Source organism: Azospirillum baldaniorum, from assembly GCF_003119195.2.
Taxonomy (GTDB): domain Bacteria; phylum Pseudomonadota; class Alphaproteobacteria; order Azospirillales; family Azospirillaceae; genus Azospirillum; species Azospirillum baldaniorum.
Genome location: NZ_CP022260.1, coordinates 173,202 through 188,120, shown reverse-complemented (window position 1 = coordinate 188,120; position 14,919 = coordinate 173,202). Strand labels below are relative to the sequence as shown.

The following is a 14,919-nucleotide window of genomic DNA, read 5'->3' as shown; positions in this document are numbered from 1 at the left end:
CCGAACTTCCCCCGTCGGACATGACGGTCTTCGTCCTGGACGACGACGAGGCGGTGCGCGACTCCGTCGTGATCCTGCTGGAATGCGAGGGCTTCCGGGTGGAAGGCTTCGCGTCCCCCCTGGCCTTCCTGGAATCCGACGCGCCGTCGCGGCCTGGCTGTCTGCTGGTCGATGTGCGGATGCCGCAGATGAGCGGGCTGGACGTGCAGGAGCGTCTGGTCCGGGAGGGGCGCGGCCTGCCGGTGATCGTCATGACCGGCCACGCCGACGTGCCCCTGGCGGTGCGGGCCATGAAGGCCGGCGCCATCGACTTCGTGGAGAAGCCCTTCGACGAGCAGGCCCTGATCGGCAGCGTGAAGGCCGCCCTGGCCCGCGCCGTTCCGCCCACGGCCCCACAGGCCGCCCAGGCGCCGCTTCCGGCCCCGGCCGCCCCCGCCGTGTCTCCGGAGGTGCTGGAGCGGCTGTCCAGCCTGACGCCGCGGGAACGCGACGTGCTGCAATGGCTGGTCGAAGGCAAGTCGAACAAGGTCATCGCCTTCGAGCTGTCCATCAGCCCGCGCACCGTGGAGATCCACCGCGCCCGCGTGATGGAGAAGATGCGCGCCGACAGCCTGCCCTCGCTGGTCCGCATGGCCCTGGCCGCCGGGATCACCCCCAAAGGGGAGTGATTCGGACGGCGAGCGGCGCCGGCGGCGACTGATCCACATCAAAACCACGCCCGATAAGGGGAACTCCGTATTCCGGCACCGCCGGTCGGCTTCTATCTTCCCTGTAACGCCCCACGACGGGCGTCATTCCGCGTGATTTCCGATGCTGGAGGCAGTCTTGGCCGAACCGGGCGATAGCATCGTCTACATCGTCGACGACGACGAGCCGGTGCGGGACTCGATGAAGGCGCTGCTCGAAGCCTGTGCCTTCGAAGTGCGCGACTACGCGTCGTGTCAGAGTTTCATGGATCAGTACAACGGCAAGCCGTCGGGCTGCCTCGTTCTCGACCTGCACCTGCCGGTGATGAGCGGGCTGGAGTTCATCGAGCGCTTCGGCGCGAACCTGCATGGCCTGCCCGTCATCATGGTGTCGGGGCGCGGCGATCCCGCGACCTTCGCCCGCGCGCGGGAGGCCGGCGTGACCACGTTCCTGGAAAAGCCGTTCGAGGAGGACCAGCTCCTTGACGCGGTGCAGCGCCTGCTGCCAGCCTGACCGTCCTTCTCGGTCCTGAGAGGGCCGCCGTTCCCCGGACAGGGTTCGTGAGACACCGTCCGCAGCGGAGCGCGCCCATGGCGTCCGAAGAATCCTATACCCGCCCCCTGTCTGCCCTGGAGGCCGTGCGCAGCCGCCGCAGCGTCCGCGCCTTCACCGCCGAGCCGGTGCCGCGCGCCGTGGTGGAGGAAATCCTTGAGGCCGCCAGCCGGGCGCCCAGCGGCTCCAACATCCAGCCCTGGAAAGTCCATGCGGTGGCCGGGGCGGCGCGCGAGGCGCTGTCGGCGGAGCTGCGCGCCGCCCATTTCGACCCGGCGGACGCCCAGGCCGGGGCGGAATACACCTACTACCCGACCCAGTGGTTCGAGCCCTATCTGGCGCGGCGCCGGAAGATCGGCTGGGATCTCTACGGCCTGCTCGGCATCGCCAAGGGCGACCGGGAGGCGATGGCCCACCAGCACGCCCGCAACTACGACTTCTTCGGCGCCCCGGTCGGGCTGTTCTTCACCATGGACCGGCGGATGGAGCAGGGAAGCTGGCTCGACGTCGGCATGTTCATGGAGAATGTGATGGTGGCGGCGCGGGGCTTCGGGCTGGACACCTGCCCGCAGGCCGCCTTCATCACCCATCACCGCATCGTCCGCCGCCATCTCGGCATTCCGGACACCGACATCCTGCTGAGCGGCATGGCACTGGGCCACGCCGACCCCGACGCGCCGGAAAACCGCCTGGAGACCGAGCGCGCCCCGGTCGCCGACTTCACCCGCTTCCACGGATTCTGAGGGCTACTCCCAATCCCGGAGTGGGAGAAGGATGCAATGGGCACGGCACCTTGCGTAACGGTGCCGGTCCAATTTGACGCCTGGACGGTCGGCGCTCGCCACCGGGCGATGCCGAACACACCGAATCGGCGGCGCGGAAGGGGCATGGGGGAAAAAATCGACCGGAGGACAGGGGCGCATCCGCGCCGCGTAGGTTCCTCCCTTCCGCGTCATTTCTCCCATCGAAAGGGCGAGAATGTCGAACCGGATTGATATCCTCGCCGCTTAGATGCCTTTACCGGCACCCGGCGGTCCCAACAGCACAATCCTCACGTTGCCCCTTCACGCGTTGCTCTCCGCTCAAAACCGGGTCCGCCTCGACCGGGAAGACGAAGTGAACCACGCGGACCTCGATTTCGTCCGGTGCCTTTGCCGTCGGCACGAAGCGGTGTGTCGAGGTGAAAAAGGAACGCCCCGATAAAAGCGTCGTGCCGATGCGCGTGGACCCGACATATGCGGTGACAACTTCGCTGACTCGACCTTCCCAAGTCGATTCATCGTCGGTGACGACGTAAGCGATCATCGCGCCAAAACGTTCAATGGTGTACGGATTGTCGGCATCGTCGAAGCGTTTCAGCCCTTTGTTGATATACCCCGTTTTGATCTGTCCTTCCGCCGCAACGGTCTTCGCCTCGATTCTAAAATCAAAAATCAGCCCCTCGCGTAGCTTAATGGCGATGTCCGTGGGGTTGGAATACTCCCCGATGGCAGGATCGAGCTGCCGGAACTGCTCCACCGCGATATGGAAATGCCGCAGGTCCGGCTCGCCTGACTTTCGCCCTGAAATGACTTGGTCCGCGGCGATAGTCTCGAATTCCCGGACAATCGCCTCGCTCATCGCCGTTTCGGAGGGAACTCGAACGCGGGGGAGGCCGCCCAAGGGCCGTTCCTTGCGCCAAAAGCCGCGTTTACCGCGATGACGAGCGCGCCCTTCTGGCGTATGCACCATCAGAGCGGCACGTCGCAATCCCCACAACGCGCGCTCAAGGAATCCGCACCAGAGGTCTTCGTCGCTCGCCACACTACCTCCGCATCCGCTGGAGCTTGCTGATGTCCGAGCGCAGCGCCGCCGCGTCCGCGACGGCTTGCTCTACGGTCCACGCATAGCGCGCAACGCTCTTGACCAGGACGGCCGCCTGCGCGCTGTTCGAGACGGCGACCGAGGAGGCGCCGAGAAACCCCCCGCTGGGCGGTGGTGGCAGCTCGTTCCGCGAAGCGCCTCCGATGAGAATTGTCACGTTCCGCCTGCCGTCGATTTTCGTGTCGAGCGGAGCCTCGCATGTCGCTCGGCCGCCGACGTTTCCGGCCGCTTCTAACTCGGCCTGAAGCCTCGCGAGATAACTGCGCAACTCGCCGTCGTTCGGCTCTTCAAACGCGGACTCCGGCACCTGAGCGTTGCCGAAGTCCTTTCGGAACGATTGAAATTCGCGAAAAGCCGAACGGAACTCGTCCCCAGCCCCCATCGCGTCAAGGATTGCCTCGTCCACGTCCACCGCATCCCCAATTGCGAGGAGGTTTGGGTCGGTCAGGTCCCGGAAGGGGCAGGGAACCTGAAGCAGGTCGTCGCGCTCGAAGCGCATCGCGTCGATGAGATAGGTCGGTGCGTAGAGGGAGGAGAAGTAGTTCACAAGGCCAGAGTTGAAGTACGCGAGGAGGGCGGGCACCGCATCGCACCACGCCTTGTTCTTCTCTCGGGGCCCCGTGGTCTCGTCCTCGGTGGGAGAGTCGCGCTCCGCCGGATGGATAACATTGAAGGTGGAGGGAAACTGGTGTGGCCCGGCGAGATGGATCGCCAACTGGCCGGGCGTCCGGGGTAGCAACACCACATCGCCCGCGAACCTTGCACGATAGTTAGCGGGAATGCGGTCCAGTTCGCCGGCCGTAAGAGGCGAGATCTGCTCGGTCCTGCCGTCGACCTTGCGCCTTTCCACCCCAGTGTATGCGGGCGATAGCCCCTTGTGCATGACAAGGTTCGACCGGTCGAGGAAATCGGAGAGAGAGAGGGCCTTGGCGGAGGTCCAAGTCGACAGGGCCCTCAGAGTCCGTCGATCAAGCGCGCTCAGCATCGCCTGCTCGAACCAGCCGGCCGCGCCCTCACGGAGATCCCGCACGAGAAAGGCCTGTATATCGGTGGGCCCGGCGGGAAGCAGCCAGATCGGAAAGTTCTTGCCTAGTGGCAGTGAAGACAGCAGCGGGCGATAGATGGAAACCTTGTCGTCGCGGTCGGGCGCCCTGTTCCTAGTGATCACGAGGCACGCCGCTGCCTCGGCACCGTCGAAGAGTTTTCTGCGAAGATGCGCTAGGTTCCCGATGAAGGTCGGAGTCGTTCGCGCCGCGACGGCTTTGGCGAAGCCGTTCGAGTGCTTACCGATCAATGAGCGCGCGGGCATCACGAAGCCGAGGGTCGCACCCTCCTCGGCGAGCCGTGTTCCCAGCCAAAAGAAGAGATCGGCGAGACGATTGTGGCCGACGGGCTCGGCCTTGCCGTCAAGGCGCTTCTTGAATTCCTCAAGCGCCGCGCTCGACGCTTTCTTGTCGCGCGTCTGGTTGGTCCGATCCTTTTGCCCACCTTCCTGCGACCAGGGCGGATTGCCGACGACATGGGTGAACCGGCGGCTGCCGAACGGGTTAGAGAAGGCATCCCTGGCATAGATGTTGTCCGAAAGCGACGGCAAGAACTTCTCCTCGCCGAACGCCTCTCGCAAGGCTTCGATTGGGACTTGGCCGACATAGTCGAGCAAAGTGAGATAAAGGCTGAAGCGGCAAACATTGGCGGCCTCAGGCAGTTCCTCGATGCCGTGGATGCAGTCCGTGAGCAGGGCCCGCGCCTCGTGGAGGTTCGCAAGCCGCCACCCGCCGGCTGGCGCGTGACGTTCCATAATGCGCCGGAACGCCCCAACGAGAAAGATCCCGGAGCCGGCTGCCGGATCGAGCAGGCGCGAATTTCGATCCAGCGGGGCCGTTTCCTCGATGCGGTCCAGGACGTGGTCGGCGAGGCATGGTGGAGTGTAGAAGACGCCCTTGTCCTTCTTTGGCTGCAAGCCCTTAAGCGCGACGAAACGTTCGTAAAGGGCCGAGATCGTCTCTGTCCGAATCACGCGATACGAGATGTCAAAGAAGCTGAGTTGTCTTCCCCCACTCTTCAGTTTCTCACCCGCACGCAGGACGCAATGGATCAGCCTGCAGGATTCGTCGTCGAGCAACGTCCGGTCCGCCTCCACGATGGGGAAAACCGAGCCATTGATAGCGGCGTCGAGCGCATCAAACACGACGAACGCATCGTTTCGTCCCCAGCGCCGAGCCCCCCCCGACCTCGCGGCAGACAGCGCGTCGGAGATGAAGTTGCGCACACCGCGGCCTCCTAGGACAGTATTGTCAAGCCAGCGCTGTGAGACGATGCCGCGATCAATCAACACGTAGAGGTACAGGAAGCGCCCGATTAGCGCGCTCACAAGGTCTGGTCGGTCCTTCAGGGCAATGTTGTCCTGCCGGATCTGCTTGCTGAGTTCCTGGATCGCCGCCAGCAGCTCGTCGTCCACCTTCGACGAGGCAGTGATATCGAAATCCTGCCAAGTGATCGAAGAACGCAGGCGTTCAGCAGAGAGTTGCGCCAGCTTATGGTTCTGAAGCAACTCCCCGCGCACGACATGCGCGTTGCGTGAAGGAGGCTCAAAGCCGGAGCAGACGAGAACCCTGTCAATCATGACGATGACGAGGAAGGGGACTACACCCTGCGTCCAGACTTCTTTACGAAGCCTGTGCACGTCGTCCTCGCCGACAGCTGTGGCAACGTAAACGACGGCCTTGAGACGACCAGTCGCGGAGCCATCCTTCATGGCGAATACGCCGGAGACGCCGATCGTTCTCAAAGCTTCGCGGATCGCATGCGGAAGCGGCCGGCCGTCCTGGACGTCGGCGGAGGTGAGAAAGGTGCTGGAGGCACTATAGCCCAGCAGCTCGCACAGCGCATCCAGGCGATGGACCAAGTCGTCAGCGTTCACACTTCCATCTTCCAATGCATCGCGTCACCTATCGCGAAAGTACTCTCACAACCTAACCAATATAACTCCAACGCACTGAAAACAAAAGACTAATCTGCCAACGGGAAAAGCTCAGCAGGCTCAGCCACTTAGGCGGTGAAAGAGAAATTTCGTTTGATGATCCGTGGTACCGGCCTCACCGCAAACCCGCGCCCGTTTCCTGGTGGCCATCCTCCAACCCGACACGGACGGCACGCACGAGCTGAACGGAGGCACGACTCCAACGGCATCGGGCACGCCCAAAAACCCAGTCACACCGCGTTCGCGATGTGCGTTTTCGCACAGGCTTCGGCGGGCCGTGACGGCACTCTCCAGCCGCGCCGCGAAGCGCTGGCCTGACCGTTCCATCCCGGCAGGCCCCGCGCCCCGCGTCCCGTTTCCTGCGGCTTGGAGTGTTCCGACGATGGCTCTGCTCGATGATCTTGTGGTGCAGACCGCCCTGTTTCCCCTGGTGGTCGGCGTCGCCGCCGTCGGTGTCGTCCGTCTCGCCGGCGGGCGCACGCGGGGTCCCCGGTTGGCGGCGGCGGGCGTTGCCGCCGCCTTCCTGGCGGCCTACGCGCTGATCGTCGGTTTACCCGCCCTGCCCCCGCCCTCCAGCATGGGGCGCCTGTTCTGGAGCGCGGTGGCCGGTCTGGTCATCGGCGTCGGCGCCGACCTCGCCGGGCTCGACCGCCGCCGCGGCACCTGGCTGCTCGGCGCCTGGGTGACGGCGTCCTTGCTGTGGATCGCCCTGCCGGTGCTGCCGGGCGGCCTGGACACCATCACCGCCGCGGTCCTGCTGCTGGCCGGCGGCTGGATCGCCCTGTCCCGCACCGCCGGCGAGGGCGAGGGGGCGACGACGCCCGGCGTCGCCCTGCTGGCCGCCGCGGTGGCGGTGGGCGGGGTGGCGCTGGTCGGGGCCTCCGCCTCCGTCGCCCAGCTCGCCTTCGCGCTGGCCGCGGCCACCGGCGGCCTGCTGCTGTGGAACTGGCCGGTGGAGCGCCACGCCTGGGGCAACGCCGGTCAGGCGGCGCTGGGCATCCTGGTGCTGCTGACCGCCACTCTGACCTTCTTCTCCTCCGCCCACGCCGAAGCCCTGCTGCTCGTCCTGCCGGCCTTCTTCGCCGACCGGCTGCGCGACCGGCTGCCCCTGCCGCGCACCGCCGCGGGACGGGCCATGGGCACCGTGGCGCTGACCGCCATCGCCCTGGTGCCGGCCGTCGCCGCCGTGGGCGTCGCCTTCCTTCTCTCCGCCGGTTCCGACGTGTCCGGCTACTGACCCAACCCCACTCATCCCGTTCCATCCGACAAAGGACTTCCAAATCATGAAGCGTCTTCTCGCCACCGCCGCCCTGTCCGCCCTCGTCGCCCTGCCGCTGACCGCCCAGGCCGCCCCGGTCGCCTACAAGCTCGACCCGGCCCACACCGCCGTGGTCTTCATCGTCGACCATCTGGGCTTCGCCAAAGCCATGGGCCGCTTCAACACGTTCGCCGGCGAGCTGTCCTTCGACAAGGACGCCGCCGACAAGAGCAGCCTGTCGGTGACCATCGACACCACCAGCGTCGACACCAACCACGCCAAGCGCGACGAGCACCTGAAGTCGCCGGACTTCTTCAACGCGAAGGAATTCCCGAAGATGACCTTCAAGAGCACCAAGATCGAGACGACCGGCGACAAGACCGGCAAGCTGCACGGCGACCTGACCCTGCTGGGCGTCACCAAGCCGGTGGTCCTCGACGTCACCTTCAACAAGGACGGCGTCAGCCCGGCCAGCAAGCAGGAGACGGTCGGCTTCTCCGCCCGCGGCACGATCAAGCGCTCCGACTTCGGCATGAAGTACGGCGTGCCGAACATCGGCGACGACATCCAGATCATCATCGAGTCCGAGGCGGTGAAGGCGTAAAGAGCGCCTTCAATCCTCCTCCGCCGCCTGCCGGACCCGGTCCCGCAGGCGGCGGGTGTCGAGAAGCACCAGCGCCCCCCGCCGCTTCTCCAGCAGCCCGTCGCGCTCCAGCGCGCTCAGCTCCCGCGAGACCGCCTCGCGCCGGGTGCTGACACGGGCGGCGAGGTCGGCGTGGGGTGGCGGCGGGGAGATGGTGGCGCTGTGCTCTCCCCGCCCGTCCGGCCGGGCCAGCCGCAGCAGCTCGGCGTAGATGCGGTGGCGCACGTCCAGCGTGTTGAACTCGTTCACCCGCGTGGCGAGCTTCCGGATCTCCCCGGCCAGCAGGACCATCACCTGGTCGCAGACGTCGGGGTGGCGGTGGATGCAGTCGCGGAACAGCGGGGCGGGCATGCAGGCGACCGTGGCGTTGGTCACGGCGACGATGCCGGCGGAGCGGGCCTTGCCGTCGATGGCCGCCAGCTCGCCGAAGAACTCCCCGGCGGGGATGTCGCGCAGGATCACCGTCCGCCCGGAGATCGCGCGGATCGTCACCCGGACCAGACCGGCGGCGACGACGAAGACGTCGGTCCCCTCATCCTCGAAATCGATGATCCATTGCCCGGCCTCCACCCGGCGCCATAGGCAGCGGTCCTCCAGCGCCCGCAGCTCGTCGGGGGACAGGGAGCGGAACAGCGCCGCCCCGGCCAGCGTTTCGCTCCGGCGCCTCATGAACGGGTGTGGATGTCCGGCTGTGGCATGGCGCGGGATGATCTCATAGGATGCCCGGGGACGCCACGCCGAAGCCGACCTTCACAGCCCGAGCCCGCCGACCGACATGACGACCGTCCCATCCGCCGCCCGCCGCTGTTCATGACCGGGACCCGTTCATGAAACGCCGGATCGAACGCCCGTTGCGCCTGTTCACCGGCCTGACGCTGTTCACCTTCGTCATCACCCATTTTCTCGCCCACGCCGCCGGGCTGCTGCTGCTTCCGGGGATGGAGGTGGCGCGGCGCACCCTGCTGTGGGTCTGGGACACGCCGCCGGGGCAGGCGCTGCTCGCCGGCTCCTTCGTCACCCACGCCGGGCTGGGGCTTTGGGCGCTGTACCGGCGCCGCCACCTGCGCATGCCCGCCGGGGAGGCGTGGCAGCTCGGACTCGGCCTGTGCATTCCGCTGCTGCTGATCCCCCACGGCATGGCGGGGATGCTGTCGGACGACCTCTACAACGACCCGCTGACCTACCCGCGGGCGATCGTCCTCTACTGGATCACCGCGCCGGAAACCCTGCTGTGGCGCCAGCTCCTGCTGCTGGTCATCGTGTGGATCCACGGCTGCATCGGGGTGCGCGGCTGGCTGATGACGAAGCCCTGGTACCGGAGCCGGGCCTCGCTGCTCGGCGCCTTCGCCATGCTGCTGCCCCTGCTGGCGCTGGCCGGGATCGTCAACGCCGGCTGGGATGCCGAGCGCCGGGCCGCCGCCGACCCCGCCTATCTGGAGCAGTTCCGAGCGCCCCCCGCCGGCACGCCGGAGGCGGAAAACCGTGCCGCGCTGGCGGCGATCAGCGGCGGCGTGTTCAACACCTACGTCCTGCTGCTGGTCGGCACGCTGGGGATGCGGCAATACCGCAACTGGCGGGCGCGGGCGACCAGCCCGGTCCGCATCGCCTATCCCGGCGGGCGCACGGTGACCGTCCCGCGCGGCACCTCGGTGCTGGAGGCCAGCCGCGCCAACGGCGTCCCGCACACCGCGCTGTGCGGCGGGCGGGGGCGCTGCTCCACCTGCCGCATCCGCGTGACCGAGGGGGTGGACGCCCTGCCGCCGCCCAACGCGACGGAACGGGCGGTGCTGGAGCGGATGAAGGCGCCGCGCGCCGTCCGCCTCGCCTGCCAGCTCCGCCCGGTGGCACCGCTGTCGGTGACGCCGCTGCTGTCGGCGCGGGACAACGGGCGCACCTTCGCCGTCACCGCCCCCATGGACAGCGGGCGGGAGCTGGCGATCACCGCGCTGTTCGTGGATTTGCGGGGGTCGACCTCGCTGGCGGCGGAGCGGCTGCCCTTCGACGCGCTGTTCATCGTCACCCGCTACGTCCAGGTGGTCACGGATGCGATCCGGAAGCACGGCGGCTACGTCATCGCCATCGCCGGGGACGGGGTGATGGGCATGTTCGCGAACGAGGACGACCCCACCGCGGCGGCGGCCAGCGCGCTGCGCGCCACCGCCGACCTGTGGCGCGACATCGAGGTGCTGAGCCGCGACCTCGCGGAGGAGCTGGACCAGCCGCTGGCCTTCGGAGCCGGGGTGCATTCCGGCCTCGCCGTGGTCGGGGCGGTGGCCTGTTCGGAGGACGGGTCGCTGCAGTTCATCGGCGACACCGGCAACGTCGCCGCAAGGCTGGAGGAGATGACCAAGACGCTGGGCGCCACCGTGGTCTTCTCCGACGCGGCCGCCGAACTGGCGGGGCTGCGGCAGCTTGAGCATCTGGAGCGCCGGGAGGTGGCGATCCGGGGCCGCGACGGCACGCTGGGGGTGCGGACGGTCCGGCGCCAGGAGGATTTGCGGGCGCTGCTGGAGAGCGCTGGCGCCTGAAGAAAAACCCCCGCCGGAGGGGCGGGGGTTTTTCGATTGTCAGAGCAGATGGGACATCAGAGCAGGTGGGCTTGGGTCAGAACCTCGTTGCCGCCGCGCCAGATCATGTCGAGCGCCACATAGGTGATGATGGCGAGGCCGATCCAGCCGATCCAGCGGTGCTTGTGCAGGATGTGGGCGATCATGTTGGCAGCGGCCCCCATCAGGATGACCGACAGCAGCAGGCCGATGACCAGGACCGTCGGGTGGTCCTTGGCGGCCCCGGCCACGGCCAGAACGTTGTCGAGCGACATCGACACGTCCGCCACCACGATCTGCCAGACCGCCGCGCCGAAGGTGGTCGTCGCCACCGCCGCACCGACCGCGGCGTCCCCGGACCCGTTCGCGGCCAGCGCCTCGTCAGGCGTCACCTCGTCCGCCCCTCCGGAGCGCAGCTCGCGGAACATCTTCCAGCAGACCCAGAGCAGCAGCACGCCGCCGGCCAGGGTCAGCCCGATGATGGCGAGAAGCTGGGTGGTGATCAGGGCGAAGAAGATGCGCAGGATGATGGCCGCCCCGATGCCCCAGAAGATCACCTTGCGGCGCTGCTCCACGGGCACGGCGGCGGCGGCCATGCCGACCACGATGGCGTTGTCGCCGGCGAGAACGAGGTCGATGGCGACCACCTGCCCAAGGGCGGTGAGCTGCGACCAGAGATCGACGCTTTCCATATAAAAATCTCTTCGAAGGCTTCGGTTGGGCTCAGTTGCGGTGTGCGGTCATCTCTTTTTTTGGGGGCTTGCGCTTGAAACAGCGGCCCTGGGGGTTCTGTCGCACGAATCCAACCACGGCGCAGCAGGTTTAGCGTGCAGCGGTGGGTTGCAACGGATGTGGGTGCGGGATCAATCCGGCGCGCGCAGCCGGTAGCCGACGCCGGTCTCGGTCAGGATGTGCGAGGGGCGCTCCGGCTCCGCCTCGATCTTCTGGCGGAGCTGGCGGACGTAGATGCGCAGATACTGCACGTCGGTGTCCGCACCCCACACCTCCTTCAGGATGAAGCGGTGGGTCAGCACCTTGCCGGCATGGGCGACCAGCAGGCGCAGCAGGTCGTACTCGCGGGGCGACAGCTTCACCTCGGCGCCGCGGACCGTCACGATGCGCCGGACCAGATCGACGGCGAGGTCGCCGCTGCGGAACAGCGGGCGCTCCCCCTGCTGCTGCAGGCGGTGGCGCAGCGCGGCGCGGATGCGGGCGAGAAGCTCGTCCATGCCGAAGGGCTTGGTCACATAGTCGTCGGCGCCGAGGTCCAGCGCCTCCACCTTTCCCGCCTCGTCGGCGCGGCTGGACAGCACGATGATCGGGGCAGCCACCCCGTCGGCGCGCAGGCGGCGGATCACCTCCAGCCCGCCGATCCCCGGCAGGCCGAGGTCGAGCACCAGCAGGTCCGGCGGGCGCCGCCGCACCGCCGCCAGCGCCCCCGCGCCATCCTCCGCCTCGGCGATGTCGTAGCCCTGGGCGGACAGGGTGGTGCGCAGGAAGCGGCGGATCGGCGGCTCGTCGTCCACCACCAGGACGCGCAGCGGCAGGGTGTCCGACCTCATGGCGTCCCCTCTTCCTCAAGGCCGGGCCCCTCAAGATCAGGCCCCTCAAGATCAGGCAGGGCGGCGGCGGCGGGCATGGTCAGGGTGAAGACGGCGCCGGAGCGGTCCTTGCGGTTGCCGGCGGCGATGGTGCCGCCCATCGCCTCGACGAAGCCGCGGCAGATCGCCAGCCCCAGCCCGGTCCCGGCGCGCTGCCGGTCCTGGGCCTGGACGCGGTAGAACTTGTCGAAGATCCGCTCGACATCCGCCGCCGGGATGCCGTCGCCCTCGTCCCGCACCTCGATGCGCACCCGATCGCCCTCCCGCGACGCCCCGACCTGGATCAGCGAGCCTGTTGGCGCGTATTTGGCCGCGTTGTCCAGAAGATTGAAGAGAACCTGTTCGAACAGCACGTCGTCCGCCTCCAGCATCGGCAGGTCGGCGGCCAGATCGACGTCCACCCGGTGCCCGGCCAGGATGCGGCCCGCCCGCCCCAGCGCGCTGCCCACCGTCTCGGCCAGATCGACCGGGCCGGTGCGCGGGCGGATCGCCCCCGATTCCAGGCGCGTCATGTCCAGCAGGTTGGCGATGAAGCGGTTCAGCCGCTCCGCCTCCTCCTGGATGGTGGCGGCGAGGTCGCGGCGCGACGCCTCGTCCATCCCGGCGCCGTAGGCGGTCAGGCTGGTCGCCGACCCCAGGATGGAGGCCAGCGGCGTCCGCAGGTCGTGGGAGATCGAGGTGAGCAGGGCCGAGCGCAACCGCTCCGTCTCGGCGGCCAGACGGGCGCGGTCCACGTCCTCCGCCAGGGTGACGCGCTCGATGGCAAGTGCGGCCTGATCGGTCAGCGCGTCGAGCAGCCGGCGCTGGTCCGGGGTCAGCAGGGCGCCGGGCTTGCCGGTGCGGGCGGTGTCGGTGTCGATGCCGACCACCCCGACCGGGCCGCGCCCGGTGCGCAGGGGAAGGAACAGCCACTTGGCGCCGGGCAGCGTGTCCGAGCCGCGCCCGGCCGGCCGGTTGTTCTCCCACGCCCAGACGGCGGCGGCGAGGTCGGCCTCGCGCAGTTCGTCCTCCGGCGGGTAGCCGGCGCGGACAGACACGGTGCCGCCCTCGGGCAGCAGCAGGACCACATGCACCTTCAGCATCGCCGCGATCTGGTGGGCGGTCGCCCACAGCAGGTCGTCCATGGTGACCACGCCGGCCAGCTTGCGGCTGAAGCCGTACAGATCCTCGGTCGTCTTGGCGCGCAGCCGGGCGGTGACGGCCTGGGCGCGCACGCGGGCGGTCAGGTTGCTGGCGATCACCGCGACCACCGCGAAGAAGAACAGCGCGACGATGTTCTCCGGATCGGCGATGGAGAAGGTGTAGAGCGGGTTCAGGAAAAAATAGTTGAAGGCCAGGATGCTGGCGACGCAGGCGTAGAGCGACGGCCCCAGCCCGCCGGTCACCGCGCTGGTCAGCACCGCCGTCAGGAAGACCAGCGCGACGTTGCTGACGTCCAGCACCTGCTGAAGCACCTCCCCGATGCCCAGCGCCAGGGCGACGTAGCCGGTGGCGGCGGCGTAGGGCCACCAGGACAGCGCCGGGCGCCGGGGGGCCGCGGTGCGCACCGTCTTGGGCGGGATCGGCTCCTCGGCGTCGTCGGCGATGACGTGGACGCTGATGCCGCCGGCCTGCCGGATCAGCCGGAAGGCGACGGAGCTGCGCAGCAGCTCCGCCCAGGGGCCGCGGTGGGACTTGGCGATGACGATGTGGGCGACGTTGTTGGTCCGCGCATACTCGACCACCGTGCCGGCGACGTCGCCGCCGGGGATGGTCACCGCCTCGCCGCCCAGCTTCTCGACCAGCCGCAGCGCGTCGGCGATGCGGTCGCGCTCGGCTTCGCTCAGGCGCAGGCTGCGCGGGGTCTCGACGTGCAACGCGGTCCAATGGGCGCGCAGCCGCTCGGCCTGACGGCGGGCGTAGCGGACGACGGCGGCGCAGGCCGGGTCCTCATTCACGCAGACCAGCAGCCGTTCCCCCGCCGCCCAGGGGCCGGCGATGGCGTGGGCCTGCATGTGGGTGAGCAGCTGGTCGTCCACCCGCTGGGCGGTGCGGCGCAGCGCCAGCTCGCGCAGCGCCGTCAGGTTGCCGGGGGAGAAGTAATGGCGGATCGCCCGCTCGGCGGTGCGCGGGACATAGACCTTGCCGTCCTTCAGCCGCTGGATCAGGTCGTCCGGCGTGATGTCGATGACCTCGATGTCGTCGGCGCGGTCGAGGATCGAGTCCGGCACCGTCTCGCGCACGCGGACGCGGGTGATCCGGGCGACGACGTCGTTCAGACTCTCCACATGCTGGATGTTCATCGTCGTGTAGACGTCAATCCCGGCGGCGAGGATCTCCTCCACGTCAAGGTAGCGCTTGGCGTGCCGGCTGCCGGGGGCGTTCGTGTGGGCCAGCTCGTCCACCAGAACGATGGCCGGGCGGCGGGCGAGGATGGCGTCGAGGTCCATCTCGTCGAGCCGGCGGCCCTTGTACTCGACCTTGAGACGCGGGAGGACCGTCAGGCCGGCGAGCAGCGCCTCGGTCTCGCGCCGGCCATGGGTCTCGACCACGCCGACCACCACGTCCACCCCGTCGCGCCGCTTGGCCTGGGCGGTCAGCAGCATCTCGTAGGTCTTGCCGACGCCGGGGGCCGCACCCAGGAACAGCTTCAGCCGCCCGCGCCCCTCCCGCGCCGCCGCGCGCAGGAGCGCTTCGGGCGAAGGCCGGGCAGCGGCGGCGGTTCGGTCGTTCGGCATCGGGGCGGCTTTCGGAACGGATCGACGGCCCCGTCCCCTCCCCCGCCCGCGCGGGAGACGGAGCGGGGCCGC

General features: G+C 68.4%; 12 protein-coding genes. 6 read left to right on the top strand and 6 right to left on the bottom strand.

Features of this window, described 5'->3' with window-relative positions:
- The first annotated feature begins 20 nt into the window (after positions 1-20).
- The 3 genes from Sp245p_RS27555 (at position 21) to Sp245p_RS27545 (ending at position 1,982) form a co-directional block, all read left to right on the top strand.
- Entirely contained in the window at positions 21-668 is a 648-nt protein-coding gene (locus tag Sp245p_RS27555) for a response regulator transcription factor (protein ID WP_014242095.1), read from the top strand.
- Between the two features lie 157 nt (positions 669-825).
- A complete protein-coding gene (locus Sp245p_RS27550) occupies positions 826-1,200 on the top strand; it encodes a response regulator transcription factor (RefSeq protein WP_014242094.1) in 375 nt (124 codons plus the stop codon).
- Between the two features lie 77 nt (positions 1,201-1,277).
- The gene (locus Sp245p_RS27545) at positions 1,278-1,982 is read left to right on the top strand and encodes a nitroreductase (RefSeq protein ID WP_014242093.1); all 705 of its coding nucleotides are present in this window, start codon (positions 1,278-1,280) and stop codon (positions 1,980-1,982) included.
- Between the two features lie 274 nt (positions 1,983-2,256).
- On the opposite strand, the gene Sp245p_RS27540 is transcribed toward Sp245p_RS27545, so the two are convergent.
- Both Sp245p_RS27540 and Sp245p_RS27535 read right to left on the bottom strand, forming a co-directional pair.
- Positions 2,257-3,042, bottom strand: coding sequence for a hypothetical protein (locus tag Sp245p_RS27540; RefSeq protein ID WP_129557244.1), 786 nt, complete (start codon positions 3,040-3,042; stop codon positions 2,257-2,259).
- A gap of 1 nt (position 3,043) precedes the next feature.
- Entirely contained in the window at positions 3,044-6,022 is a 2,979-nt protein-coding gene (locus Sp245p_RS27535) for an HsdM family class I SAM-dependent methyltransferase (protein WP_014242091.1), read from the bottom strand.
- A gap of 442 nt (positions 6,023-6,464) precedes the next feature.
- Between Sp245p_RS27535 and Sp245p_RS27530 the strand changes: the two genes are divergently transcribed.
- A complete protein-coding gene (locus Sp245p_RS27530; protein WP_014242090.1) occupies positions 6,465-7,319 on the top strand; it encodes a hypothetical protein in 855 nt (284 codons plus the stop codon).
- A gap of 46 nt (positions 7,320-7,365) precedes the next feature.
- Entirely contained in the window at positions 7,366-7,944 is a 579-nt protein-coding gene (locus tag Sp245p_RS27525) for a YceI family protein (RefSeq protein WP_014242089.1), read from the top strand.
- A gap of 9 nt (positions 7,945-7,953) precedes the next feature.
- On the opposite strand, the gene Sp245p_RS27520 is transcribed toward Sp245p_RS27525, so the two are convergent.
- Positions 7,954-8,652: a Crp/Fnr family transcriptional regulator gene (locus Sp245p_RS27520; protein ID WP_014242088.1), complete on the bottom strand. Its 699-nt coding sequence runs from the start codon at positions 8,650-8,652 to the stop codon at positions 7,954-7,956.
- A gap of 158 nt (positions 8,653-8,810) precedes the next feature.
- Here Sp245p_RS27520 and Sp245p_RS36350 point away from each other — a divergent pair, with 158 nt between their 5' ends.
- On the top strand, positions 8,811-10,511 hold the full coding sequence (locus Sp245p_RS36350; protein WP_014242087.1) for an adenylate/guanylate cyclase domain-containing protein: 1,701 nt from the start codon (positions 8,811-8,813) through the stop codon (positions 10,509-10,511).
- 56 nt (positions 10,512-10,567) lie between these two features.
- Here Sp245p_RS36350 and Sp245p_RS27510 read toward each other — a convergent pair whose 3' ends face one another.
- From Sp245p_RS27510 to Sp245p_RS27500, 3 genes are all read right to left on the bottom strand, one after another.
- Entirely contained in the window at positions 10,568-11,221 is a 654-nt protein-coding gene (locus tag Sp245p_RS27510; RefSeq protein WP_014242086.1) for a TerC family protein, read from the bottom strand.
- A 171-nt stretch (positions 11,222-11,392) separates the two neighbouring features.
- Positions 11,393-12,091 (bottom strand): response regulator, encoded by a 699-nt coding sequence (locus tag Sp245p_RS27505; protein ID WP_014242084.1) that lies wholly within the window; start codon positions 12,089-12,091, stop codon positions 11,393-11,395.
- Positions 12,088-14,847 (bottom strand): sensor histidine kinase, encoded by a 2,760-nt coding sequence (locus tag Sp245p_RS27500; RefSeq protein ID WP_014242083.1) that lies wholly within the window; start codon positions 14,845-14,847, stop codon positions 12,088-12,090. Before Sp245p_RS27500 ends, Sp245p_RS27505 begins: the two co-directional genes overlap by 4 nt.
- Positions 14,848-14,919 lie beyond the last annotated feature (72 nt).